Source organism: Stenotrophomonas sp. SBJS02 (assembly GCF_020428325.2).
GTDB lineage: Bacteria > Pseudomonadota > Gammaproteobacteria > Xanthomonadales > Xanthomonadaceae > Stenotrophomonas > Stenotrophomonas africana.
The window spans coordinates 4698787-4723574 of record NZ_CP109812.1; the positions used below are offsets into that span (position 1 = coordinate 4698787).

Genomic DNA, 24788 nt, shown 5'->3' on the forward strand with positions numbered 1-24788 from the left:
TGATGCCGTGCAGCGCCGAGCCCATGCTCGGCGCTACACGATCAGGTGCTCTTCCGCGGAATGATGGTGATGTGTCCGGTCGTCTCCAGCAGGGCGATCTGCACGTCTTCGATCTGCAGCCCGCCCTGCTGGCGCAGCGCGGCGTCGAAATCAGCGCGACTGATCAGTTCGCGGCGGAGAACACCCTCCAAAAGCCGGCCATCGCGCGCGATCACGGTGGGTTCTCCTTCGATCATCCGCTCCATACGGCGATTCCGGGTGGTCAGCCAGCCCACCCCGTAATTGAGCAGGATGAGGGTGGCGGCCAGCAGCAGGCCTCCACCCAGCGAAGTGTCCGTGCCCAGCAGCGCGTTCTGCACCGCATTGCCCAGCAGCACGATCAACAGCACGTCGAACGGCGTGATCTGGCCCAGCGCGCGTTTTCCGCCGAGGCGGACCATGCCCAGCACCACGACATAGACCACCACCGCGCGCAGGATGAATTCCCACCAGGGCATTGCCAGTGCGAACAGGTCGGGCATGGTCTTCCCCTGTGGAACGGTCGCCCAGCCTAGCATCTGGGGTCCGAAGTGCCGGCGGCGCAAATAAAAAGCCCCGCTGACCAGGGGGAGGTCAACGGGGCCGGGGAACGGGCACTTGGGGAGGAGTCCCCGTTCCGAGATCTGCTCCAGGGGATGGGAGAGATCCACAACAGGCATTGCGCCTGTCGAGAGTTATAGAAGCACTCCGAACACTAACGGTTCGTGAAGGGGCCCAATTTAATGAACATCGATCGGGGAAACATTCATGATCGAGTCAGAAACCTCTGACGAATGAACGAATTCACGTCGTTTTCCGCCTGAAACATCTTCAGTGCGCTTCGTCCCAGTTGTTGCCGATGCCGGTATCGACCACCAGCGGCACCCGCAACTTGGCCGCTTGCGACATGCGCTCCACCACCTGCAAACGCAAGTCTTCCACGAAACTGCTTTCGGTTTCGAACACCAGTTCATCGTGCACCTGCAGGATCATCCGTGCCGGTGCGCCGCTGTCACGCAGCCACTGGTCCACGTCCACCATCGCGCGTTTGATGATGTCGGCGGCGGTGCCCTGCATCGGCGCGTTGATCGCCGCGCGTTCGGCACCGGCGCGCAGGCCCTGGTTACGTGCATGAATGTCGTTCAGGTACAGGCGACGACCAAACAGGGTTTCCACATAGCCCTGGTCGCGGGCCTGCTGGCGCATCCGCTCCATGAAGTCGCGCACGCCCGGGTAGCGGCTGAAGTACAGCGCCACGTAGTCCTGCGCCTGGCCACGGTCGATGCCCAGGTTGCGGGCCAGGCCGAAGGCGCTCATGCCGTACATCAGCCCGAAGTTGATCGCCTTGGCGGCGCGGCGCTCGTTCGGGGTCACGTCCTCCAGCGTACGCCCGAACACCTCGGCGGCGGTGGCACGGTGCACGTCGGCACCCTGCTCGAAGGCGCGCACCAGGCCCGGGTCTTCGGACAGGTGGGCCATGATCCGCAGCTCGATCTGCGAGTAATCGGCGGCCAGCAGCTGGAAGCCCTCCGGGGCGATGAACGCGCGGCGGATGCGGCGGCCATCCTCAGTGCGGATCGGGATGTTCTGCAGGTTCGGGTCCGACGAGGACAGGCGGCCGGTGGCGGCACCGGACTGGTGGTAGCTGGTGTGCACCCGGCCGGTGTCCGGGTTGACCATCTCCGGCAGCTTGTCGGTGTAGGTGCTGCGCAGCTTGGCCAGGCCGCGGTAGTCGAGGATCACCCGCGGCAGCTCATGCTGGTCGGCAATGGCCTCCAGCGCCTCTTCATTGGTACTCGGCTGGCCCTTCGGGGTCTTCACCACCGCCGGCAGCTTCAGCTCGTCGAACAGTACCGCCTGCAACTGCTTGGGAGAATCCAGGTTGAAGCTGCGTCCGGCCAGTTCGGTGGCCTTCTGCTGCGCCGCCAACATGCGTGAGGACAGGTCCTGGCTCTGCCGGCGCAGTTCGTCGGTGTCGATCCGCACGCCGTTGGCTTCGATGCTGGTCAGCACCGGCACCAGCGGCATCTCGATGTCGCGGTACACGCTGTCCAACGCCGGTTCGGCCAACAGTTGCGGCTGCAGCGCACGGTGCAGGCGCAGGGTGATGTCGGCGTCCTCGGCCGCATAGCGGCTGGCTTCATCGATGCCCACCTGCGAGAACGGAATCTGCTTGGCACCCTTGCCGGCCACGTCCTCGAACTTGATGGTGCTGTAGCCCAGGTAACGCAGGGCCAGCGAATCCATGTCGTGGCGGGTGGCAGTGGAGTTGAGCACGAAGCTCTCGAGCATGGTGTCGTCGTGGTAACCCTGCACCTCCACGCCGTGACGGCGCAGCACATGCAGGTCGTACTTGCCGTGCTGGCCCAGTTTCTTCTTCGCCGGGTCCTGCAGCACCGGGCGCAGTGCATCCAGCACCTGCTGCATCGGCAGCTGGGCTGGCGCACCCGGGTAATCATGGCCAACCGGAATGTAGGCGGCCTTGCCCGGCTCGACCGCCAGGCTGATACCCACCAGGCGCGCACGCATCGCGTCCAGCGCATCGGTTTCGGTATCGAAGCTGATCAGGTCGGCCTGCTGCAGGCGTTCGACCCAGGCCTGCAGCTGCTCGGCGGTCAGCACGGTCTCGTATTCACCCGGCGCCGCCAGCGCCGGATCCAGCGTACCCGCGGCCGGTGCCTCGGCGCTGCCGCGGGCAAAGCCGGCGGCGGTGCCGCGCAGGCTTGGGGTGGCCTCACTGGCAGCGGCGGGCGCCGGCAGCGGTGCCCCCAGCTCCTTCAGCGCCTGGGTGAAGCCGTAGCGCGCATACAGCTCGGTCAGCTCCGGAACGTCCTGCTCGCGCAGGGCCAGCGTGGTCGGGCTGGCCTCCAGCGCGACGTCGGTGCGGATGGTCACCAGCTCACGGTTCAGCGGCAGGCGCTCCAGCGCGGCGCGCAGGTTTTCGCCGATCTTGCCCTTCATGGTCGGCGCGGCCGCCATCACGCCGTCCAGGTGCTGGTACTCGGCCAGCCACTTGGCGGCGGTCTTCGGCCCGCATTTCTCCACGCCCGGCACGTTGTCGACCGCGTCGCCCATCAGCGCCAGCAGGTCGATGATCTGGTCGGCGCGGACGCCGAACTTCTCCATCACCGCCGCATCCGAATCCATGCGGCTGCCGGTCATGGTGTTGACCAGCTCGATGCCCGGGCGCACCAGCTGGGCGAAGTCCTTGTCGCCGGTGGAAATGGTCACCTTCAGGTCCTGCGCCACGCCCTGCAGGGCCAGCGTGCCGATCACATCGTCGGCTTCCACGCCGGGAATGCGCAGGATGCTGATGCCCAGCGCCTCGACGATGCGGCACATCGGCTCGACCTGGCTGCGCAGCTCATCGGGCATCGGTGGGCGGTTGGCCTTGTACTGGTCGTACAGGTCGTCGCGGAAGGTCTTGCCCGGCGCATCGACCACGAACGCCACGTAAGCCGGGCGCTCCTTCAGTGTCGAGCGCAGCATGTTGACCACGCCGAACAGCGCGCCGGTGGGTTCGCCCTGTGCATTGGACAGGGGCGGCAGCGCGTGGAACGCGCGGTACAGGTAACTGGACCCGTCGATCAGGACTAATCTGCTCATGGGTCGATTCTACGCGCCCGTGCCTGCATCGCGGCGACACGGCAGGCGCCCGGCGATGGGGCATAATCAAGGCTCATTCCAGGCAAAGGCCCCCGCCGATGAAGACCCTGATGCTGGCTTCCCTGCTCCTGCTCGCTGGCTGCGCCAGCATGGGTGGCGCGGGCGCTCCCCCGGTGGACGTCAAGGGCGCGGATGTGTCCAGGCGCACCATGGACAACGGCGATGTCATCGAGGAATACCGCGTGTCCGGACAGCTGCGCATGGTCAAGGTGACCCCGTCGCGCGGTGCGCCGTTCTACATGTACGACAAGAACGGCGACGGCCGTTTCGACAACGACAAGGATGGCGTGTCGCCGGTGTACTGGAAGCTGTACAGCTGGTGATGTAGCCGGGGTCCGGATCCCTGCAATTCAGCAGATCCACGCCATGCGTGGATACGCCCTGCCGGCCCCACAAGAAAAACAACGCCGGCGCGCATCCTGCGGCCGGCGTCGGGTCCCCTCCCCGGGAACGCTTGAATCAGCGGATGACCAGCACCGGCAGCGTGCTGCGTGCCAGCACCTCGGCGGTCTGGCTGCCCAGCAGCACACGGGTCACGCCACGGCGGCCGTGCGAGGTCATCACGATCAGGTCACTGTTGCGCTCGCCCGCCGTCTCGATGATGCCGTCGGCCGCATAGCGGTCCAGCACATGCACCGGATTGGCGGTGATGCCCTGCTCGGCGGCCTTGGCCAGCGCCGGCTGCAGCACTTTCTGCGCGCCTTCCTCGCGGTCGGCCTTGTACTCAGGGCTGTTCATGTAGCCCACGCTCCAGCCCATGGCGTCGTACATGCCGACGGCCCACGGCTCGGAAACGGTCACGATATCGACCTCGGCATTGAGGTCCTTGGCCAGCTCCAGGCCCTTGGCCAGGCCCTTGTCGGCCAGCTCGGAACCGTCGGTGGCAATCAGGATGCGCTTGTACATGGTGGGGCTCCGTGGCGGTCTGCCAGATGGGAACGACACCATTGCACACCGGATGTGGAGGCCGCGCCTTGAGCAGGATCAATCCGGCGCCGCGCAGCGGCGTGTGCGCATCGCCAGCTTGCGTACCCACTGACCGCGGCGCATGCTGACCAAGCGGTATCGGGTCGCCCCGGGAGAACGTTGATGCAGGACAGCAAGCCGACATCACAAAGCACCCTCAGGATCATCCTGTGGAGCCTCGCCGCCACCTTCGTCCTGCTCTGCGGCGGCTATCATCTGGGCAAGGATCTTGCCCAGCGCGACAACGCCCGGCAGTCAGCCGGCCGATAACCTGCTGCCGTAGAGTCGAGCTTGCTCGACTGCTTCTGCTCATAAAAGGCAGTCGAGCAAGCTCGACTCTACAGCGCCCCCACCTTCAGGCGATCTGCACCACGCGTGCGTTCTGGCACAGCGGATAACTGGCCACGAATCCGGCAATCGCATCACGCATCGCCTCGAACGATTCGCCGTACATGTACAGCGCGGTCTCGGTCGGGCCCTGCCACCAGCTGCAGATCTCGCCCAGGCCGTCGATGTTCTCCGACAGCTGTTCGAACACGTGGTTGGAATCGCACTGTTCGTAGACTTCGTCCGGCAGATTCAGGCCATCGAGGTAGATGCCCAGGCCTTCGGTCACGCCGAAGCTGCGGTCGGCTTCACCCGCGCCCTGCAGCTGCGAACCCTTCGGAGCACCCAGCTGTTCCAGCAGGTCGATCAGCTTCGGCACGCCGGCCGCATCGACCAGGGCAACTTCGATATCACCGTATTCGACCTCGCCGAGATCGGACATCGCGGTGCCGCCGCCAGTCAGCTCGCCCACCTGGGCCGCCTGCAGCAGCGCGTCGAGCGGATCCTCGAACAGTTCGTGGCGATGCTCCGGCTGCAGCCGGGCGTTCAACTTCACGGTGACGTGCAGCGTGGGTTCGGTCATGGGGGCGGTCCTGGAAGAAGTGCCGCCTATTGTAGAGCCGAGCCCATGCTCGGCTGCTTCTGGCGCGAAAAGCAGCCGAGCATGGGCTCGGCTCTACAACACCGCGGTCAACGCAGGAACGGTGCCACCTTGCGCTTCAGCAGCTCCACCAGCAGCGGGTCCATGTAATCGTAGTCATCCGGAATATCCAGGCAGATCACCCGCTTGCCGTTCAACCAGGCCTTGTAGCGGCTGGAGAGCCGGTTACGATGCGCCCGCTCCATCACGAACACCAGGTCCGCCCACTGCAGCAGCTCGGGGCTGAGCACTTCCTCGGCGTCGGCCAGCAGCCCGGCCGAGGCAGTCTCTATGCCCGGCCAATCGGCGAATACCTGCTCGGCCGTAGGGCTGCGCAGGCGGTTCTGGCTACAGAGGAAGAGCACGTTGCGGGTCATGGGTACTCGCCTTTGGAGAGCCGAGCCCATGCTCGGCTGCTCTTTCCCGCCAGAAGCAGCCGAGCATGGCTCGGCTCTACCGGAATTCCCGCCCCCCGACGGTGATCAGATCACCGTCAGGTTGGCGTACGCCATCACCAGCCACTTGCTGCCGGCATCGGCAAACTCGACCTGCACGCGGGCGTGGGCGCCGCTGCCTTCGTAGTCGGTCACCATGCCCTCGCCGAACTTGGGATGGGTGACCAGCGCGCCGAGCTTGACCGGCGGCGCCTCGATCGAGGCATGGCCCATCACCCGGCTGGCACCCATTGAGGCCGGCCGCGAGACCTGTACCTTCGGGCGCACTTCGTGCAGCAGCTCGCGCGGAATCTCGCGCAGGAAGCGCGACGGCAGGCTGTAGTTGTCCTGGCCGTGGATGCGGCGCGACTCGGCGTAGCTCAGCACCAGCTTCTGGCGCGCGCGGGTGATGCCGACGTAGGCCAGGCGGCGTTCTTCCTCCAGCCGCCCGCTTTCTTCCAGCGAACGTGCGCTGGGGAACAGGCCGTCTTCCATGCCCGCCAGGAACACCAGCGGGAATTCCAGGCCCTTGGCCGAGTGCAGGGTCATCAGCTGCACCCCGTCCTCGCCCGCCTGCGCCTGGCCCTCACCGGCCTCCAGCGCGGCGTAGGCCAGGAACGCGACCAGCTCGTCCATGTCCTCGCCCACTTCCTCGATGTCATCGGCGCGGCGCACGAAGCGCGAGGCGACCGAGACCAGTTCGTCGAGGTTGTCCGTGCGCGATTCTGAATCCAGCGAATTGCGGCTTTCCTTGCTCCAGTGCTCGCGCAGCTGCGAGCGGGCCAGCACGTGGTCCACGCGCTCGGCCAGGGTCATGTGCACGGTCTGCGCCTGCAGCTCGTTGACCAGCACCAGGAAGCCAGCCAGCGCATTGCGCGCACGAGCGGCCAGCGCGCTGCCCTGGGTGACCAGCATGGTCGCTTCCCACAGCGAAATACCCTGCGCGCGCGCCTCGCGGCGCACTTCGTCCAGCGTGCGGTCGCCGATGCCACGGGTGGGCGTATTGACCGCGCGCTCGAAGGCGGCGTCATCGTTGCGGTTGGACAGCAGGCGCAGGTAGGCCAGCGCATCCTTGATTTCGGCACGCTCGAAGAAGCGCATGCCGCCGTACACGCGGTACGGCACCTGTTCGCTCAGCAGCGCTTCTTCCAGCGCGCGCGACTGCGCGTTGCTGCGGTAGAGCACGGCCACTTCGGTGTAGCTGCCACCATCGCGCACCCACTGGCGGGCGCGCTCGACGATGTAGCGCGCCTCGTCCATCTCGTTGTACGCGGCGTACAGGTCGATCGGCTCGCCGTCGCCACTGTCGGTCCACAGCTGCTTGCCGATGCGATCCGGATTGTGCGCGATCACCGCATTGGCGGCGCCGAGGATGTTGGCGGTGGAGCGGTAGTTCTGTTCCAGGCGGATGGTCTGCGCACCGGGGAAGTCACGCAGGAAGCCCTGCACGTTCTCGACCTTGGCACCGCGCCAGCCGTAGATGGCCTGGTCATCATCGCCGACCACGAACACGTGGCCGGAATCACCGGCCAGCACCCGCACGAAGGCGTACTGGATGGCGTTGGTGTCCTGGAACTCGTCCACCAGAATCTCGCGGAAGCGGGCGCGGTAGTGCGACAGCAGCGCCGGGTTGTCGCGCAGCAGTTCATGCGCGCGCAGCAGCAGCTCGGCGAAGTCCACCAGGCCGGCGCGGTCGCAGCGCGCCTGGTATTCGATGTAAGCCTGGCGCATGGTTTCCAGCCACGCATCGTGCGGCTCGGGCTGGATGTGCTGCGGGCGACGGCCCTCGTCCTTCTGTGCGTTGATCCACCATGCAATCTGCTTGGCCGGGTACTTGCCGTCGTCCAGCTCCAGCGCCTGCACCACGCGCTTGACCAGCCGCAGCTGGTCGTCCGAGTCCATCACCTGGAAGCCTTCGGGCAGCTTCGCGTCCTGCCAGTGCAGGCGCAGCAGGCGGTTGGCCAGGCCGTGGAAGGTACCGATCCACATGCCACGGCTGCCGTTGGGCAGCTGTGCGTCGATGCGGTGGCGCATTTCGCCGGCCGCCTTGTTGGTGAAGGTCACCGCGAAAATGCCGTGGGTCGGCACGCCATCGACTTCATGCAGCCAGGCGATGCGGTGGGTAAGTACGCGGGTCTTGCCGGAACCGGCACCGGCCAGCACCAGGTGGTGGCCGGGGGGAGCGGAGACGGCTTCGCGCTGGGCCGGGTTCAGGCCATCAAGCAGGTGGGAGACATCCATGCCCCCATTTTACGGCATCGCCGTCGCGGCTCCTGCGACCACCCGGGTGGCCAGTGCCTGCGCCTGCTGACGCAGTTCAGGCACCGCCAGGCTTTCCCACAGGCTGCCGATGCGCAGGCTGCCGAGCACGCCCAGCCGTGCCTGCGTCTGGCCCCCGGCAGCACACAGGCGGTCGCCCGGCACCGTGCTGTCCAGGCCCAACCCATGCGGGCCGGGGCGGGCCAGCCCATCGGCCTGCAGCTGCTGCAGCAGCGGATTGCGCAACGCGCTGGCGCGGGTTTCCACGCCAGTGGCGTTGATCACCCCGCCAATCGTCCACCGCTGTTCATTGCCGGTGGCATCGCGACCAGAGAGCCGCAGGGCGTCGCCTTCGCGGCCGATGCGTTGCAGGCGGGACCGGTGAACACGCAGTTGGCCGCTTTCGATCAGCGCCTGCAGCTGTGCGTCGGCCTCTTCGGCGATGCGGTGGCGATGCACATCCCAGTAGCGCACCACATGGCGCAGGAAGCGGCGCTGGTCGGCCGCGTCGAGGCTGCACCACAGCGCCTGCCCGTGCGGACGGATACGGTCCATCACGCCCTGCCACGGCAGGCCGTCGGCCTGCGCCTGACGAGCGAACCCGCGTAGCGCGCGCAGGCGCTGGCGCAGGTTCAACGGCAGCAGCGCAGCCGGGTCGAACGTGGGCAGGCCACCATGCGCATGCGGCAACGGCAGCAGGCCATGGCGCGAGATCACGTGCAGCGGGCCGGTGTGGCCGGCAGCAACCAATGCCAGCACGGTGTCGGCCATGCTCAGGCCGGAGCCGACAATGGCCACAGCCTGCTCGCCGGCCAGGGTGCGTACGCCGTCGTAGTCCCAGGCCTCGATCACGTCATCGGCGGGCAGTGCCTCGGCACCGGCCACCGGCAGCGGCCGCATGCTGTTGCCGGTGGCGAGCACCGCCTGCGCGGCGTGCAGCGTGCTGCCATCGCCGAGTGTCAGCTGGTAGCCATGGTCATCCGGCTGCAGGCCCAGCACCGGCTGCGCGATCACCTGCAGCTGCGCCGGGCTGGCCGCAGCGGCCTCCTGCAGGCGCTGCTGCAGGTAGGCCGCAAAGTAGTGGCGGCATACATAGCGCTCGCCCAGCACCTCGCGCGCCTCGCCCGGGTAGGCGTTGGCGGCCATCAGGTAGTCGAGGAAATCACCGGGCTGGTCGGCAAACGCACTCATCTTCGCCGCCGGCACGTTCAGCAGGTGCTCCGGCCACGGCGTGGCATAGGCGATGCCCTGGGCCAGCTGCGAGGCGGGTTCGAAGATGGCCAGCGCCAACGGCGCCTTGGCCTGGCGCAATACCTGGATCGCCACCAGCACCCCGGCCGCACCACCGCCGATGATTGCCAGGTCCAGTTCGCCATTACGCGGTGAATCAGTCATGTGCCGATTGTAGGCCATCGGCGATGACGGGAATGACGGGGTAGAGTCGACTGTCAGTCGACTGCTCTTGCAGAAAATCCCGCGCTGCGCGCGATAGTCGACTAACAGTCGACTCTACCCCTCCGGTTGCACCCATCCCGCCGGTTGTGCGCGCCACTCACATCAACGCATCGGCCAGCCGCGCGATGCCCTCGCGGCTGCGCCGCCACGTGGGGCGGCTGCGCCACTGCTGCAGATCCAGCTGCCGCGACTCACGCAGATAGCCATCCTCGATCGCGCACAGCTGTTGCACCAGCGCGCGGTCGTAGCAGATCAGGCCGATTTCGGCATTCAGCGCGAACGAGCGGATATCCATGTTGATCGAGCCGAGCACGGCAATGTCCTCGTCCACGCTCATGTGCTTGGCGTGCAGGAACTGCGGTTCGTACAGGGCAATGCGCACGCCACAGCGCAGCAGCTCGTCGTAGTACGCCTCCTGCGCCCACGAGGTCAGCCGCTGGTTGTTGCTGGCCGACAGGATCAGCTGCACCTGCACGCCGGACAACGCCGCAATGCGCAAGGCGCTGAGCGTGGCTTCGTCCGGCACGAAGTACGGGGTGACCATCACCAGGCGGCGTCGCGCCAGATGAATCAACGCCGCAACCGCATCACGCGCGTTGCTGTACGGGTAGGCCGGGCCACTGGGCAGCAGCTGGGTGGCGATGTCGTCGCTGCACTCGGGCACATCGGCGATGACGTCCAGCCGCTGGCCGGTTTCCATGTACCAGTCGCTGGCGAACACCGCTTCCAGATGTGCCACTGCCGGGCCGCGCACGCGCGCCACCAGCTCGCGGTTCGGGTGGCCGGGCACGAACTGCGGACCCGCCAGGTTCTGTGAACCGACATAGGCCACTTCATTATCGATCACCGCGATCTTGCGGTGGTTGCGCAGGTCCATGCGGCCGCTGCGGCGCCAACGCAGGCCGCCGGGCAGCATCGCGCGTACTTCAACGTCACGTGACCGCAGTCGCTTGCTGTAGGCGCGCAGTCCCCGTTTGGCGCCCACCGCGTCAAGCAGCACGCGGCACTGCACGCCACGTGCGGCGGCACGCTGCAGTGCTTCGACAATGGCCTCGCCGACCGCGTCGTCGAACATCAGGTAGTACAGCAGGTGCACGCGGTCTTCGGCCTGATCGATGTCGGCAATCAGCGTGTGCAGCGATTCGTCGTAGTCGGTCAGCAGGTCGACCGCGTTGCCGTGCACCGGCATGAAATCGCCCTGGCGCTGCACCAGCGGCACGATCTCGGCGCTGGCGGTGTCCGGCTGCGGGGCCCAGCGCAGGCGATGCTGCAGCGCCTGTTCCTCGCGGATCACCTGCGAGGCCTCGGCCTGGCGGCGGATGCGCTCGCGCGACAGCCACGGGTGGCCGAACAGCAGGTACAGCGGCAGGCCCAGCAGCGGCACGAAGCCGACCAGCAGCAGCCAGCTGCGCGCCGCCCCCGGCGTGGTGCGGGTGGGGATCCAGCACAGCGCGACCAGCCGGATCAGCCAGTCGATCAGCAGCAGGTAGGAACCCAGCAACCACTCGAACAGCATCGCGTCGCCCGTCGGGAGGTGATGGGCCATTCTGCCCAGCAGGGTGTGTAGAGTCGAGCCGGGCTCGACTGCGTTGAACCAGCGTGTCGACCAAGGTCGACACCTACCGGGGGCGGGACAAGTGTGCCAACCAAGGTTGGCACCTACCGGGTGTGGAGGGAGTGTGCCGACCAACGGTCGGCACCCACAGGCACCCACCGGCCCTACCGTCGGGCATGAAAAAACCCGCCACAAGGGCGGGTTTCTTCGGAAGCGACCAGCAATCCTTGCGGATTACTTGATCTTGCCTTCCTTGTACGGGACGTGCTTGCGCACGACCGGATCGTACTTGGAGAATTCCATCTTCCCCGGGGTGTTCTTCTTGTTCTTGTCGGTCGTGTAGAAGTGACCGGTACCAGCGGTCGAAATCATACGGACCTTATCGCGCTTGCCTGCCATGATCGTCTACTCCTCAGACCTTTTCGCCGCGCGCACGCAGCTCAGCCAGAACGGAATCGATACCGTTCTTGTCGATGGTGCGCAGTGCATGCGCGGAAACACGAAGCTTCACCCAGCGGTTTTCGCTGGCAACCCAGAAGCGGCGCTCATGCAGATTCGGCAGGAAACGACGACGGGTCTTGTTGTTGGCGTGCGAGACGTTGTTACCCGTCTGCACTCGCTTGCCGGAAACCTGGCATACGCGGGACATTGCGCACCTCGATAGTAAGTTGTGTCAGCCCGTAGCCCGGGAGACGGCGGCCTCGATGGTTGCCCACCACACGTCAAGAGAATCAAAGGGTTACGCTGGCGTTGGGCGGCCGGGGACGTGTTCCCGGGGGCGCCGCCCGGTAGAAAACCGGACACAGCGAGCCGAGCATTATGCACGGGTTCAAGCACTTGCGCAAGTTACCCACAGGCTGAGGCTGAATGCGACGGCCGCCTTCCTGTAGAGCCGAGCCCATGCTCGGCTGCTTCGGCCCGTAAGACCGAGCCGAGCATGGGCTCGGCTCTACAGCTACCAGGCCAGCTCAGCGCAGGTAAGGAATCACCTGGGCCAGCAGGTGCGCATCCTTCAGCGCGCCGTGCAGGCCGCGCTGGCCTGGAATGCGCAGGCGCTGCAGCACATCGTCCAGCTTGTTGCCCTGGCCGGGCCAGCGCCCCCGCGCCAGCTTCAGGCTGCAGGTGATGCGGCAATGCTGGGCCAGCGTGCCGGGGATGCCGCACAGACGCAGCTCGTTGTCCAGGAAGCCCACATCGAAGGTGGCGTTGTGCGCGACCATCTCGCTGCCGCGCAGGAAGTCGAGCAGTTCGGCGGCCTTGCTGGAGAACAGCGGCTTGCCCACCAGCATTGCATCGCTGATGCCATGCACGCGCTGCGCGCCCCAATCGACCCTGCGCTGCGGCTGCAGGTAGGTGTGGAACTGGCGACCGGTGAGCTGGCCATCGATCAGCTCGACGGCACCGATTTCGATCACCCGGTGCCCCAGGCGGTGGGAGATGCCGGTGGTTTCGGTATCCAGTGCGACGATGCGACTCATGCGTGAGGCTGTTTCCTGTTGCGTGCTGTGGTGATTTTCGCACGCCCCGTATGTGTCACCCCAGCGCCCCCACCACCCAATCGATGAACACCCGCAGCCGCTGGCTCATGTGCCGGTTCGGCGGAAACATCACGTGCATCGGCATTGGCGGCAGCTGCCAGTCCTGCAGCACCGGCAGCAGTTCGCCACGCGCCACATGGGGCTCGGACATATAGCTGGGCAGCGCCACCACGCCCAGCCCCGCAAGCGCAGCCGCCAGATAGGCGTTGCCGTCATCGAAGCCGACCGTATAGCGGCCCTGCACCTCAACGCGCTCATCGCCGCGCTGGGCGCTGAACACCCGCGCCCGGCCACTACGAGGACTGAGGAAGCCGACCATGTGGTGATCGGGCCCTTCCAGCGCGCGTGGGTCTGTCGGCAGGCCGAAGCGCTGCGCATAGCCGGGGCTGGCGTGGAAACCGATCGGCAGCGCTGCCAGCGGCCGCGCCACCAGTGCCGGGTCGGCCGGGGTGCCACCACGGATCACGCAGTCGACGTTGTCGGCGATGACATCGACCTCGCGGTCGCTGACGCCGATGTCCAGCTGGATCTCCGGGTAACGCGCCTGGAAATCCGGCAGCGCCGGTACCAGCTGCAACCGCGCGTAGGGCCCGGGCACATCCACGCGCAGACGCCCGCGCGGCTGGGTAGCGGCGTCGCCCAGCCCGCCTTCCACCTCTTCCAGCTCGGCCAGCAGGCGGGCGATGCGCGGGTAGTAGGCCGCGCCATCGGCGGTGACGCTGACCCGGCGCGTGGTGCGGTTGAGCAGGCGCAGCCGCAGGTGCGCCTCCAGCTGCTGCACCAGCTGGGTCACCGTGGTGCGGCTGATCTGCAGGGTCTGCGCGGCGCGGGTGAAGCTGCCGGTTTCCACCACGCGGGCAAAGGCCCGCATCGCCTCGAAACGGTCCATGGTGGGCCATGATTGTTTGGAATTAACAATCAATCTAGGCCGATCATCGCGGTTTATCCAGACAGCACTGGCGCGGAGGATGGCGTTCTCTCCCACGGGATCTTCCCCATGTCTCAGCGTGATGTCGTTTTTCCCGCCGGTCGCCAGGCCCTGTACGAGCGCAACCGCTACTCGCCGGCGATCCGTTCCAACGGCTTCCTGTTCGTCTCCGGCCAGGTCGGCAGCCGCGAGGACGGTTCGCCCGAGCCGGACTTCGAAGCGCAGGTGCGCCGTGCCTTCGAGAATCTCAATGCGGTGCTGGCCGCTGCCGGCTGCACCTTCGATGACGTGGTCGACGTGACGGTGTTCCTGGTCGATCCGGAAACGAACTTCGAGAAGGCCTGGGCGATCGTGCCCGAGTACTGGGGCGAGGCGCCGCACCCGACCCTGACCGGCATCGGCGTGACCTGGCTGTATGGGTTCCAGTTCGAGATCAAGGTGATCGCGAAGCTGCCGTGACACGGGTAGTGCCGGCCGCTGGCCGGCAATGTGTCGGGGGTCGAAAAGCGTGTCGACCAAGGTCGACACCTACCAAAGCAGGCGGCGCCGCCCACCTGAACGGGAGGTTCCGACGAATTCCCGAGGTGACCATTGATATTGTATCCGGCGAAAACCGCTTGCTAGCCTCCCTTCCATGCGCCGGATCACCCGCCAACTGCGTACGTACCTGATGATGCTGCTGATGGCGGCATTCGTGGTCGTTCCGGTGGCCGACGCACTGGTGTGTGCGGTGGAACCGCATGCCAGCAGCGCCCATGTCGAGTCCCTTACGGACGATGCAGGCGGTGACAGCGACAGCAAGCACACGGGTGCCTGCACGCATAACCACTGCCATCACTCCACGCTGAGCCTGCCAGCGAACGATTTCGCCGCCTTCGGTACGCCACTGCCGGCGCGCTGGATGAATGCCGGCGACGTGGCGACCTATGCGGTCGCCCAGGATGAATTGACGCGTCCCCCCCGGGCGTGAGTTGAGCGCGTCCCGCAATCGCGGGCTCCCGTTTCACTCACAACCGGAATCCCCCTATGTCGATCCTGACACCTCGGTCGCCGCGCGCGGCCGGGCTGGTCGTCGCCGTGTTGCTGGGCCTGGCCCCGGCGGCATCGGTGATGGCGCAAGCCGCCCCCTCCTACGACACCCTGCTTGAACGCCTGGACCAGCTGCCCGGTACCCGCGTGGGTACGGCACTGGCCGAGGCCGCCGACGCGCGCGCCGACCAGGCGCGTGCGTTGCCCAACCCTTCCCTTTCCTACTCCGCCGAAAACGCCTGGGGCACCGGCTCCTATGGCGGCATGGGCAAGGCCGATACCGTGCTCACCCTGTCCCAGCCGCTGGAGGTCTGGGGCCAACGTGGCGCGCGTGTCCGTGCCGCCCGCGCCGAGGCACAGGCGGCCAACCTGCGTGGCGCGCAGAGTCGCAGCGATGTGGCCAGCCAGCTCGCGGTGGTCTACGCACAGGCGGAAAGTGCACTGCGCCGCTACGCCCTGGCCGAAGAAGCGCTGAGTCTCACCCGCGATGACGCCAACGCCGTCAACGCGATGGTCAAGCAGGGCCGCGAACCGCAGCTGCGTGCGGTGCAGGCGCAGAGCGAAGTGGCCAACGCCAGCGCCTCGCTGGATGAGGCGCAGGCCTTCCGCGATGCCGCGCTGGCCCGCCTGGCCGGTACCGCGCTGCTGGATGCGCCGGTGCAGTCGACTGACGAGCCGCTGCGCCGCCGCGCGCCGCCGCCGCCGCGGCGCGCCGACCGAGCGTGCGCTGGCGGTGCGCATCGCCGAAGCCGAAGCCGATGCGGCGGGCAAGCTGGTCGACGTGGAGCGCAAGCGCGCCCTGCCCGACCTCAGCGTCACCGCCGCGCAGACCCGCTTCCGCGAAGGCGGCGAGCGTGCCTACAACCTCGGGGTCAGCCTCAGCATCCCGCTGTTCGACCGCAACCGCGGTGGCATCCGCGCCGCCAATGCCGACCAGCGCGCGGCCGAAGCACGCCTGGACCAGCAACGCCGCGACAGCGAGGCCGCACGTCTCTCCGCCGTCGCCGGACTGAAAGCCGCCAGCAGCCGTACCCGCGCCGCCGACGAAAGCGTGGTCGCCGCCGAAGAGGCGTACCGCCTGGCCCGCGTCGGCTTTGACGCCGGACGCATCTCGCAGCTGGAACTGCGCAGCACGCGCAGCGCCCTCATCGCCGCCCGCGGCACCGCCGTGGATGCGCGCCTGTCGCGCGTCGCCGCGGAAATCGATCTTGCCCGCCTTGAAGGGCGCGCACCTTTTGTGGAGGCCCCATGACTCTCTCCCGTACTTTCCCGCTGATCGGCGGCGTGCTGCTGACCGTCCTGCTGGCCGGCTGCGCTGGCAACGCGCAGACACCTGCCAATGAAGACCCCGCCGCGGCCAAGGCGGGCACCGACGATGGCCATGGCCACACGACCGACAGCAAGGAAGCCAAGGCGGAAGCCGCCAAGGCCCCTGCTGACGCGGACGAAGGCGTGGTTGCACTGACCACGGAACAGATCAAGGCATCCGGTATCGAAGTGGTCGCGATCGGTCGCGGTGGCGGTGGCTCAACCCGGCTGTCCGGCAGGGTCGAGCCCACCGTGGGCGCCCGCGCTTCGGTGGCCTCCACGGTGACCGGCCGCGTCGAGCGCGTGCTGGTCGCGCCGGGCACGGCGGTGAAACAGAACCAGGCGCTGGCCATCGTGGTCAGTGGCGAGGCGGCGGTGTTCCGCGCCAATGCGCTGGCCGCATCCGCCGAAGCCGAAGCCGCGCGCCTGGCCTATGGCCGCGACAAGGCCCTGGTCGACCAGGGCGTGGTCGCCCGCCAGGAAATGGAAGCCTCGCGCGCACGTTCGCTGGCGGCACAGGCCCAGGCCGCCGCCGCGCAGGCCCAGGCCGCCGCCAACGGTTCGCCGGACAGCAGCGGCCGTGTGCGCATCACCAGTCCGGTGGCCGGCATCGTCGGCAACGTGCAGGTCACCCCGGGTGGCGTAGTCGCCGCCGGCAGTGCAGTCGCCGACGTCGCCGACCCGTCGATGAACGAGCTGGTGTTCACCGCACCACCGGCGCTGGCCGCACAGGTCACGCCCGGCATGAAGCTGGAGGTGAGCGTGCCGGGTGGCAGCTTCACCGCCACCGTCACCGGTTCGGCCGCCGATGTCCGCCAGCAGGGTGGCGTCGCGGTGATCCGTGCCATGCCGGTGGATGCGTCGCTGCCACCGGCCGGCTCGCCGGTATCGGCCGTGGTGGTCACCGAGGGCCAGGATGGCTCGCTCAGCGTTCCGGCCGATGCAGTGCAGAACATCGATGGCAGCAGTGCGGTATTCGTCGCCGTCGAAGGCGGCTTCAAGGCGCAGCCGGTGCTGGCCGGCCGTCGCGCTGGTGACCGCATCGAGATCCTCGGTGGGCTGACCGGCAGCGAGCGCATCGTTGGCAGCAACGCCTTCCTGCTCAAGGCCGAACTGGCCAAGGGCGAAGCCGAGCACGGCCACTGAGGAGGCGACCATGTTCAAGCTGATCATTGAAACAGCGGTGCGCCACCGCTGGCTGGTGGTGTTCATGGCGGCGCTGATCGCCGCCGTGGGCCTGTTCCAGCTGGGCAAGCTGCCAATCGACGCGGTGCCGGACATCACCAATCGCCAGGTGCAGATCAACACGGTGGCACCGGCGCTGACGCCCGAACAGATCGAGCGGCAGGTGACCTATCCGCTGGAAACCGCGCTGGCCGGCATTCCTGGCCTCACTACCACGCGTTCGCTGTCGCGTAATGGCTTCTCGCAGGTCACCGCCATCTTCACCGATGCGACCGACATCTACTTCGCCCGCCAGCAGGTGGCCGAACGCATGCGCGAGGCATCGGAAGACCTGCCCGATGGCGCGTCGCCGATGCTGTCGCCGGTCACCACCGGACTCGGCGAGGTGCTGATGTGGACGGTGGATTTCACCGCGTTCGATCCGGCCAAGCTGGCCAAGCCCGGTGAAGCGGGCTGGCAGGCCGGCGAGGTCTACCGCACGCCGGAAGGCAACCTGCTGCGGTCACCCGAAGAACGTGCGACCTACCTGCGCACCGTGCAGGACTGGATCATCGCGCCGCAGATGCGCTCCAGCCCGGGGCTGGCCGGCGTCGATACGGTCGGCGGCTACGTCAAGGAATACGGCGTGCATCCGGACAGCGCGCGGCTGGCCGCGCATGGCCTCGGCCTGGCCGATCTGGTCACCGCATTGCAGCGCTCCAACGTGCAGGCCGGTGCCGGCTTCGTGCAGCGTGCCGGCGAAGGCCTGGTGGTACGTGCTGACGGCCTGGCGCTGACCACCGACGATCTGGCGCAGGCCCCGGTGGCCACCCGCAATGGCGTGGTGGTGCGCGTGGCCGATGTGGCCGACGTTGACCTGAGCCGCGCACCGCGCCTGGGTGCGGCCAGCCGCAACGGCCACGAAGCCGTGCTCGGCACCGCGCTGATGATCGCCGGCGGCAACAGCCGCACCGTGGCGCAGGCAGCTGCGGCGCGCCTGGAACAGGTCAACAAGTCGCTGCCGGCGGACATCGTGGCAGCACCGGTGCTGGACCGCAGCGTGCTGGTCAATTCCACCATCAAGACCGTGGCCAAGAACCTCACCGAGGGTGCGCTGCTGGTGGTGGTGGTGCTGTTCCTGCTGCTGGGCAACCTGCGTGCAGCGACGATCACCGCGCTGGTGATTCCGCTGTCGTTCCTGTTTGCAGTGATCGGCATGAACCGCTTCGGCATCAGTGGCAACCTGATGAGCCTGGGTGCGCTGGACTTCGGCATCCTGGTGGATGGTGCGGTGATCGTGATCGAATCGACGCTGCTGATGCTGGGCCAGCGCCGCGCCGAACTGGGCCGTGCATTGACCGCGATGGAACGCCTGCGCGTGGCCGCTGATTCGGCGCGCAAGATGGCACGCCCGGCGGCCTTCGGCCAGCTGATCATCCTGCTGGTGTTCGCGCCGATCCTTACCCTGGAAGGCGTGGAGGGCAAGACGTTCCACCCGATGGCGGCCACTTTCATGCTGGCCCTGATCGGTGCTTTCATCTTCTCCTTCACCTTCGTGCCGGCGATGGCCGCACTGCTGGTGCGCGAGCCGAAGGTGAAGGACGGCGATGCGCATGCCGATGATGGCGAGCACGAGACCAAGCTGATCCGCGTGCTGCGTGCGCGCATCGAACCAGTGGTGCGCAAGGCCGTGGCACATCCGCGCACGGTACTGGCCGGTGCGGTGATGATGGTGGTGGTGGGCATCGGCGCGTTCTCGCTGCTGGGCCGCGAGTTCATGCCGACGCTGGACGAAGGCAACGTGGCGATGCAGGCCCTGCGCGTGCCGTCGACCTCGCTGGAGCAGTCACTGGCGATGCAGCTGGCACTGGAAAAGGCGATCGCCAAGCAGCCGGAAGTGGAGACCGTGTTCTCGCGTACCGGTACCGCCGAGGCGGCCATCGACCCGATGCCGACCAATATCTCCGACAGCGTGATCGTGCTGAAGCCACGCAAGGACTGGCCCGATCCGAAGCTGGACAAGGAGGCATTGGTGGCGCGCTTTGAAAAGTTGGCCGGGCAGCAGCTGGGCAACAGCTTCGAGTTCAGCCAGCCGATCGAACTGCGCTTCAACGAACTGATTTCCGGCGTGCGTACCGACCTGGCGGTGATGATCTTCGGCGATGACTTCAGCCAGCTGCAGAAGGTGGCCGACCAGGTGGCGCTGAAGCTGCGTGCGGTGAACGGCGCGGCCGACGTGCGGGTGGAACAGATCTCCGGCCTGCCCACGCTCAACGTGGCCATCGATCATGTGGCGGCGGCGCAGTACGGACTGACCGCTGCAGACGTGAGTGACGCGTTGTCCACAGGCATCGGCGGTACCGCGGCCGGCAAGATCTTCGAAGGCGACCGCCGCTTCAACGTGGTGGTGCGCCTGGACGATGCCTCGCGCAACGATCCGGACCAGCTGGCCTCGCTGCCGATCGCCACGCCATCGGGGCTCGTGATTCCGTTGTCGTCGGTGGCGCGCATTACGGTGAGCGAAGGGCCGAACCAGATCAGCCGCAACAACGGCAGCCGCCGCGTGGTGGTGCAGGCCAACGTGCGCGGTCGCGATCTGGGCGGTTTCGTCGGCGAGGCACAGGCCGCGGTGGCCGACGTGGCGCTGCCGCCGGGAGCCTACCTGACCTGGGGCGGCCAGTTCGAGAACCTGCAGCGCGCGGAGAAGCGGCTAGCGACGGTGGTACCGGTGGTGTTCCTGCTGATCGGCAGCCTGCTGTTCATGGCCCTGCGCAGTGGCAAGGAAGCCATTCTGGTGTTCAGCTGCGTACCGTTGGCGCTGGTCGGCGGCATCCTCGCACTGCTGCTGCGTGGCATGCCGTTCTCGGTGTCGGCAGCGGTGGGTTTCATCGCGGTATCCGGCGTGGCCACGTTGAACGGCCTGGTGCTGATGCAGGCGATCCGCGAGCGCCTGGACGCCGGTGACCTGCCGCTGCAGGCGGCGATCAACGGTGCCTCCAGCCGCATCCGCGCGGTGCTGACCACGGCGCTGGTGGCGATCGTCGGTTTCATTCCGATGGCGATTGCCAGCGGTTCGGGTGCGGAGGTGCAGAAGCCGCTGGCGACGGTGGTGATCGGTGGCCTGATCACCGCCACCGTGCTGACCCTGCTGGTGCTGCCGACCTTCGCAGCGCGGGTGGCCAAGCCACGAGCGGTGGGGTGAAACATGACGGGGTCGGATCCTGCGATCCGACCCCGTTTCCGATCCCTGGTAGTGCGGTCAGGCCTTCTTGCGCTCGGCGATGTAGGCCTGGATCTGCTGTTCCAGCACCGGCAATGGCACCGAGCCCTGCTTGAGCAGGGTGTCGTGGAAGCCCTTGATGTCGAACTTGTCGCCCAGCTCCTTCTCGGCCTGCGCACGCAGGCGCACGATGGCGATCTCGCCCAGCTTGTAGCTCAGCGCCTGGCCCGGCCAGGATATGTAGCGGTCCACTTCGGTGGTCACTTCATGCTCGCTCAGCGCGGTGTGGTCACGCAGGTAGGCCAGCGCCTGCTCGCGGGTCCAGCCCTTGCTGTGCACGCCGGTGTCGATCACCAGGCGCGCGGCGCGCCACATCTCGTAGGTCAGGCGGCCGAAATCCTCGTACGGGGTCTCGTAGATGCCCATCTCCACGCCCAGCTTCTCGCAGTACAGCGCCCAGCCTTCGCCATAGGCGGAGATGTAGGCGTTGCGGCGGAACTCGGGCAGGTTCTTCTGCTCGGCGGCGATGGCGCCCTGCAGCGCGTGGCCTGGATCCGACTCATGCAGCGTCAGTGCCGGCAGGTTGTACAGCGGGCGCGATGGCAGGTTGTAGGTGTTAAGCCAGTAGGTGCCCATGCCACCACGGCCGGCGGTCCAGAACGGCGCGATATCCGGCGGCACCGGCACGATGGTGAAGCGCGCGCGCGGCAGCGTCATGTACTTGCCGAGCTGGCCATCGGCGCGCTTGGAGATCCACGCAGCACGCGACAGCAGCTCTTCCGGCGTCTTTGCATAGAACTGCGGATCGGTACGCAGGAAGGTCAGGAACTCGGCGAAGCTGCCCTTGAACTTCACCTGCTTGATGATGTCGTTCATTTCCTTCTGGATGCGTGCGACTTCATCCAGGCCGATGCGATGGATCTCGTCCGGCGACAGGTCCAGCGTGGTGTATTCGTGGATCTGCTGCTTGTAGTAGGCCTTGCCATCGGGCATCGCTTCGGCGGCCAGGGTGGTACGCGCCTGCGGCACGTACTCGTTGACGAAGAAGGTGCGCAACTGCTGGAACGCCGGCACCACCTTGCCGTTGATCGCTTCACGCGCCTGCGCCTGCAGCCTGGCCTGTTCGGCGGCCGGGATGCTGTTGGGAAGCTTCTTGAATGGCGCGTACAGTGGCGACTCGGTCGGGTCCTTCAACTCGGCGACGGTGGCGATGGACACCTCGCGGCCATCGAGCACCGCGCGCGGCACGCTGAAGCCACGCTTCAGGCCGGCGCGCATGTTCTCTGTCTGCTGCCCGAAATAGCGCGGCACATCGTTCAGCCGTGCGATGTAGTTCTGGTAGTCCTGCACGGTCTTCATCTCGCGCCGGGCCATGAAGGACAGGTTGGACCAGAACGAGGAGTCGGCGTTGAACGGCATCTCGTAGCCGCGCAGGCGCACCTCTTCGGCGAGGTTGAACACCTGGTCGCGGTAGATCGCGTAGTTGACCTGGTTGTCGGGCGACAGGGTCTTCGGGTCGATCTTCTTCAGCGCGGCGAGAGTCTCGTCCCACACCTTCAAGCGCGCCTGCTGCGCGGCCGGGCCGACGTCGGGCATGCGGGTGGCATTGGCCGGGGCGTCCTCGTCCTCGCTGGCCTCGCCGCCGCCATCCTGGCGCCACTTCCATTCCTTCTCGTACACCGCGCGGAAGGCGGCGTCGGCGGGCGATTCGGTGGCCACGCTGGCCGGCGCGGCGGTGGCAGGCGGTGCAGCCAGGGCCACAGCGGGGGCGGACAGGGCGATCAACAGGGCAACGGCAAGACGGGTTTTCACGAGCACAGGTTCCCGGGAAGGCAGACCCCGATGATGGCACCGCCCACGGCCCATGGCATGGGACGAAGGTCCTGCCTGAGCCGTGTCCTGGTAGCTGCCAACCTTGGTTGGCAGACGGGGAGACCCAGCGCCGAAGGCGCGTGGTAGCGCGGGGCCATGCCCCGCGAGCGCGCAGCGCGGCCGACGGATACAGCCGCCGGGCATGGCCCGGCGCTACCGATGCACGGCCGCTCTGGTAGCTGCCAACCTTGGTTGGCACCCGGAGAATCCCAGCGCCAACCAAGGTTGGCATCTACCGAAGACCTAGTGGCTGGCCCTGTCCCGCTTCCAGCCCCGGTGCTTGATGTCCAGCTGCAGGCTGTACAGCGCGGTGAACGCCGGGAACAGGTTCTGCAGCACGCCCACCGAGTCCTGCTTGGCCGAGAACAGGAAGTAGCTCAGCGTCATCAGGCTGCCGACCACGCTCATGTACCAGAACAGGCGCGGGATCACCGGCTTGCCCGCACGCTTGGAGGCGACGAACTGGACCAGCCAGCGGCCGCCGAACATCAGCGCGCCGGTATAGCCGATCAGCTTCCAGCCGGTCACGTGCAGGCCGGTCCAGTACAGCCAGGTCAGCGGCTGGTCGAGCCAGTGCAGTTCCAGGCCCATCACCGCTCTTCCACCGCGGTGCGCTTGCTGCGGGTGATCAGCCAGGCCACGCCGCGCAGGTCACGGATGCCGACCAGCGCACGGCCCAGGTTGTTGTACTTGGAGACGCCGGCGGTACGGTGGCGGTGGTTGACCGGCACGCTGGTGGTCTTCCAGCCGGCGCGCTGCATCAGCGCCGGCAGGTACCGGTGCATGTGGTCGAAGTACGGCAGGTCGAGGAACGCACTGCGTTCGAACAGCTTGATGCCGCAGCCGGTATCGGGCGTATCGTCGCGCAGCATGCGTGCACGGATGGCGTTGGCCCAGCGGCTGGCCCAGCGCTTGCTGCCACTGTCCTGGCGGTTGACGCGCCAGCCGGCGAACAGCTTCACCTGCGCCTCGGCGGCGTCGCGCGCGGCGAGCAGCTTGGGGATATCGGCCGGATCGTTCTGGCCATCGCCGTCCAGGGTGGCGATCCACGGCGCCCGCGCATGCTTGACACCGGTGCGCACGGCGGTGCTCTGCCCGCTCTGGTTCACGTGGTGCAGCACCCGCAGTTCCGGTGTGGTCGCCTTCAGGCCCTGCAGCACCGCCAGGGTGTCATCGCGCGAGTGATCATCGATGTAGACGATCTCGAACAGCAGCCGGCCACGCAGCGCAGCGGTGATTTCGGCAACCAGCGGGGCGACGTTGTCGCGCTCGTTGAACACCGGGACGACAACGGAAAGCTCGGGTTGGCTCATAAGGCACTCGGCCAAGGGGGGACAAAGACCGCGCATTCTCCGAAACCGAGGTTATCCGAAGATGAACCCGGTGGCGTGAGGATCCGTCCTCAGGCGCGGTCGCCAAAGTACTCGCGGCACCACTGCACGACAGGCGGCAGCCCTTCTTCGATCGGGGTCGCCGCGTCGAAGCCGAATGCGTCATGGGCGCGCCGGGTATCGGCCATCGTGCGCACCATGTCACCGGGCTGCATGGGCTTGTAGACCTTCTGCGCGGGGCGGCCGGCAGCCTGCTCGATCACGCTGATGAAGCGCTCCAGCTCGACCGGCGTATGGTTGCCGAGGTTGAACACCCGGTGCGGCACCGGACCGTCGGCCGGATGCGCGAGGGCGCCGAGGATACCCGACACGATGTCGGAAACATGTGTGAAGTCGCGCTGCATGCGGCCTTCGTTGAACACGTCGATCGGCCGCCCGGCCAGCACCGCGCGCGAGAACAGCAGTGGTGCCATGTCCGGCCGGCCCCACGGGCCATACACGGTGAAGAAACGCAGGCCGGTGGCATGCAGTCCGTACAGCTGTGCGTAGGTGTAGGCCATCAGCTCGTTGGCCGCCTTGGTCGCTGCATACAGCGAACGCGGCTGGTCCACGCGCTGGTCCTCGGAGAACGGCGGCGTGGCCGAATCACCGTAGACCGAGCTGCTGGAGGCATACACCAGGTGCTGCACGCCGCGGTGACGGCACAGTTCGAGCATGTTGACGAAGCCGACCAGGTTGCTGTCGACGTAGGCGTGCGGGTTTTCCAGCGAATAGCGCACGCCGGCCTGCGCGGCCAGGTGGATCACCGCAGTCGGCTGCACTTCATCGAACAGCGCGGCCAGGCCCTCGCGGTCGGTCAGGTCCAATGCGCGCAGGTCCAGCGTCGGGCACAGCGCGGCCACGCGGTCGCGCTTGATCTGCGGGTCGTAGTAATCGTTGAAGTTGTCCAGGCCGACCACCGGCTGGCCCGCCTCCAGCAGCGCGCGGGCGGTGTAGGCACCGATGAAGCCGGCAGCGCCGGTTAGCAGGATGGTCATTGCAGTGGCCTGGAAATCAATGAGTACAGGTGCAGAGGATA

22 protein-coding genes and 1 pseudogene are annotated in these 24788 nt (G+C 67.1%); 7 read left to right on the top strand and 16 right to left on the bottom strand.

From position 1 onward, the window contains the following. Window positions 1-41: 41 nt before the first annotated feature. Together FQS62_RS21660 and polA are read right to left on the bottom strand one after the other, a co-directional pair. A complete protein-coding gene (locus tag FQS62_RS21660) occupies window positions 42-521 on the bottom strand; it encodes a DUF421 domain-containing protein (RefSeq protein ID WP_049443778.1) in 480 nt (159 codons plus the stop codon). 328 nt (window positions 522-849) lie between these two features. Next, on the bottom strand, window positions 850-3624 hold the full coding sequence (gene polA, locus FQS62_RS21665; protein ID WP_208043781.1) for a DNA polymerase I: 2775 nt from the start codon (window positions 3622-3624) through the stop codon (window positions 850-852). Between the two features lie 98 nt (window positions 3625-3722). On the opposite strand from polA, the gene FQS62_RS21670 reads away from it, so the two are divergent. Beyond that, entirely contained in the window at window positions 3723-4007 is a 285-nt protein-coding gene (locus FQS62_RS21670) for a DUF2782 domain-containing protein (protein WP_049443782.1), read from the top strand. A gap of 136 nt (window positions 4008-4143) precedes the next feature. On the opposite strand, the gene FQS62_RS21675 is transcribed toward FQS62_RS21670, so the two are convergent. Then, on the bottom strand, window positions 4144-4590 hold the full coding sequence (locus tag FQS62_RS21675) for a universal stress protein (RefSeq protein ID WP_005411629.1): 447 nt from the start codon (window positions 4588-4590) through the stop codon (window positions 4144-4146). Window positions 4591-4773: 183 nt separating this feature from the next. On the opposite strand from FQS62_RS21675, the gene FQS62_RS21680 reads away from it, so the two are divergent. Continuing rightward, window positions 4774-4920 (top strand): hypothetical protein, encoded by a 147-nt coding sequence (locus FQS62_RS21680; protein ID WP_162838399.1) that lies wholly within the window; start codon window positions 4774-4776, stop codon window positions 4918-4920. A gap of 85 nt (window positions 4921-5005) precedes the next feature. Here the strand turns inward: FQS62_RS21680 and FQS62_RS21685 are convergent, their stop codons facing one another. The 9 genes from FQS62_RS21685 to FQS62_RS21725 all read right to left on the bottom strand — a co-directional run bounded on the left by FQS62_RS21685 (window position 5006) and on the right by FQS62_RS21725 (window position 13747). Continuing rightward, complete coding sequence (locus tag FQS62_RS21685) at window positions 5006-5560, bottom strand: hypothetical protein (protein WP_057500898.1); 555 nt, start codon at window positions 5558-5560, stop codon at window positions 5006-5008. Window positions 5561-5667: 107 nt separating this feature from the next. Then, window positions 5668-5994: a low molecular weight protein tyrosine phosphatase family protein gene (locus FQS62_RS21690; protein ID WP_049443786.1), complete on the bottom strand. Its 327-nt coding sequence runs from the start codon at window positions 5992-5994 to the stop codon at window positions 5668-5670. Window positions 5995-6099: 105 nt separating this feature from the next. Then, a complete protein-coding gene (uvrD, locus tag FQS62_RS21695) occupies window positions 6100-8292 on the bottom strand; it encodes a DNA helicase II (protein WP_208043298.1) in 2193 nt (730 codons plus the stop codon). A 9-nt stretch (window positions 8293-8301) separates the two neighbouring features. Beyond that, a complete protein-coding gene (locus FQS62_RS21700; protein WP_208043297.1) occupies window positions 8302-9723 on the bottom strand; it encodes an FAD/NAD(P)-binding protein in 1422 nt (473 codons plus the stop codon). 139 nt (window positions 9724-9862) lie between these two features. After that, on the bottom strand, window positions 9863-11281 hold the full coding sequence (cls, locus tag FQS62_RS21705; RefSeq protein WP_208043299.1) for a cardiolipin synthase: 1419 nt from the start codon (window positions 11279-11281) through the stop codon (window positions 9863-9865). Between the two features lie 273 nt (window positions 11282-11554). Beyond that, the gene (rpmG, locus tag FQS62_RS21710) at window positions 11555-11722 is read right to left on the bottom strand and encodes a 50S ribosomal protein L33 (RefSeq protein WP_170272460.1); all 168 of its coding nucleotides are present in this window, start codon (window positions 11720-11722) and stop codon (window positions 11555-11557) included. A 10-nt stretch (window positions 11723-11732) separates the two neighbouring features. Then, window positions 11733-11969, bottom strand: coding sequence for a 50S ribosomal protein L28 (gene rpmB, locus FQS62_RS21715; RefSeq protein ID WP_005411638.1), 237 nt, complete (start codon window positions 11967-11969; stop codon window positions 11733-11735). Window positions 11970-12288: 319 nt separating this feature from the next. Continuing rightward, window positions 12289-12798 (bottom strand): DNA polymerase III subunit epsilon, encoded by a 510-nt coding sequence (dnaQ, locus tag FQS62_RS21720; protein ID WP_208043296.1) that lies wholly within the window; start codon window positions 12796-12798, stop codon window positions 12289-12291. Window positions 12799-12853: 55 nt separating this feature from the next. Then, entirely contained in the window at window positions 12854-13747 is an 894-nt protein-coding gene (locus FQS62_RS21725; protein ID WP_208043295.1) for a LysR family transcriptional regulator, read from the bottom strand. A gap of 108 nt (window positions 13748-13855) precedes the next feature. Between FQS62_RS21725 and FQS62_RS21730 the strand changes: the two genes are divergently transcribed. The 5 genes and pseudogenes from FQS62_RS21730 (at window position 13856) to FQS62_RS21755 (ending at window position 20489) form a co-directional block, all read left to right on the top strand. Continuing rightward, window positions 13856-14245 carry a RidA family protein gene (locus FQS62_RS21730; protein ID WP_057500905.1) on the top strand — a complete coding sequence of 130 codons (390 nt, stop codon included), beginning with the start codon at window positions 13856-13858 and terminating at the stop codon, window positions 14243-14245. A gap of 175 nt (window positions 14246-14420) precedes the next feature. Further along, window positions 14421-14756 carry a hypothetical protein gene (locus tag FQS62_RS21735; protein WP_107380745.1) on the top strand — a complete coding sequence of 112 codons (336 nt, stop codon included), beginning with the start codon at window positions 14421-14423 and terminating at the stop codon, window positions 14754-14756. Window positions 14757-14812: 56 nt separating this feature from the next. Then, a pseudogene (locus FQS62_RS22330) lies at window positions 14813-16067 on the top strand (TolC family protein). Further along, window positions 16064-17269 carry an efflux RND transporter periplasmic adaptor subunit gene (locus FQS62_RS21750; protein ID WP_107380747.1) on the top strand — a complete coding sequence of 402 codons (1206 nt, stop codon included), beginning with the start codon at window positions 16064-16066 and terminating at the stop codon, window positions 17267-17269. Before FQS62_RS22330 ends, FQS62_RS21750 begins: the two are co-directional and overlap by 4 nt. A gap of 10 nt (window positions 17270-17279) precedes the next feature. Next, window positions 17280-20489, top strand: coding sequence for an efflux RND transporter permease subunit (locus tag FQS62_RS21755; RefSeq protein ID WP_208043293.1), 3210 nt, complete (start codon window positions 17280-17282; stop codon window positions 20487-20489). A 57-nt stretch (window positions 20490-20546) separates the two neighbouring features. On the opposite strand, the gene FQS62_RS21760 is transcribed toward FQS62_RS21755, so the two are convergent. From FQS62_RS21760 to FQS62_RS21775, 4 genes are all read right to left on the bottom strand, one after another. Continuing rightward, window positions 20547-22319 (bottom strand): DUF885 domain-containing protein, encoded by a 1773-nt coding sequence (locus FQS62_RS21760; protein ID WP_208043564.1) that lies wholly within the window; start codon window positions 22317-22319, stop codon window positions 20547-20549. Window positions 22320-22622: 303 nt separating this feature from the next. Continuing rightward, window positions 22623-22970: a lipid-A-disaccharide synthase N-terminal domain-containing protein gene (locus FQS62_RS21765; RefSeq protein ID WP_010482376.1), complete on the bottom strand. Its 348-nt coding sequence runs from the start codon at window positions 22968-22970 to the stop codon at window positions 22623-22625. After that, window positions 22970-23692 carry a glycosyltransferase family 2 protein gene (locus tag FQS62_RS21770; protein WP_208043563.1) on the bottom strand — a complete coding sequence of 241 codons (723 nt, stop codon included), beginning with the start codon at window positions 23690-23692 and terminating at the stop codon, window positions 22970-22972. Before FQS62_RS21770 ends, FQS62_RS21765 begins: the two co-directional genes overlap by 1 nt. Window positions 23693-23781: 89 nt before the next feature. Continuing rightward, window positions 23782-24747: an NAD-dependent epimerase/dehydratase family protein gene (locus FQS62_RS21775; RefSeq protein WP_208043562.1), complete on the bottom strand. Its 966-nt coding sequence runs from the start codon at window positions 24745-24747 to the stop codon at window positions 23782-23784. Window positions 24748-24788 lie beyond the last annotated feature (41 nt).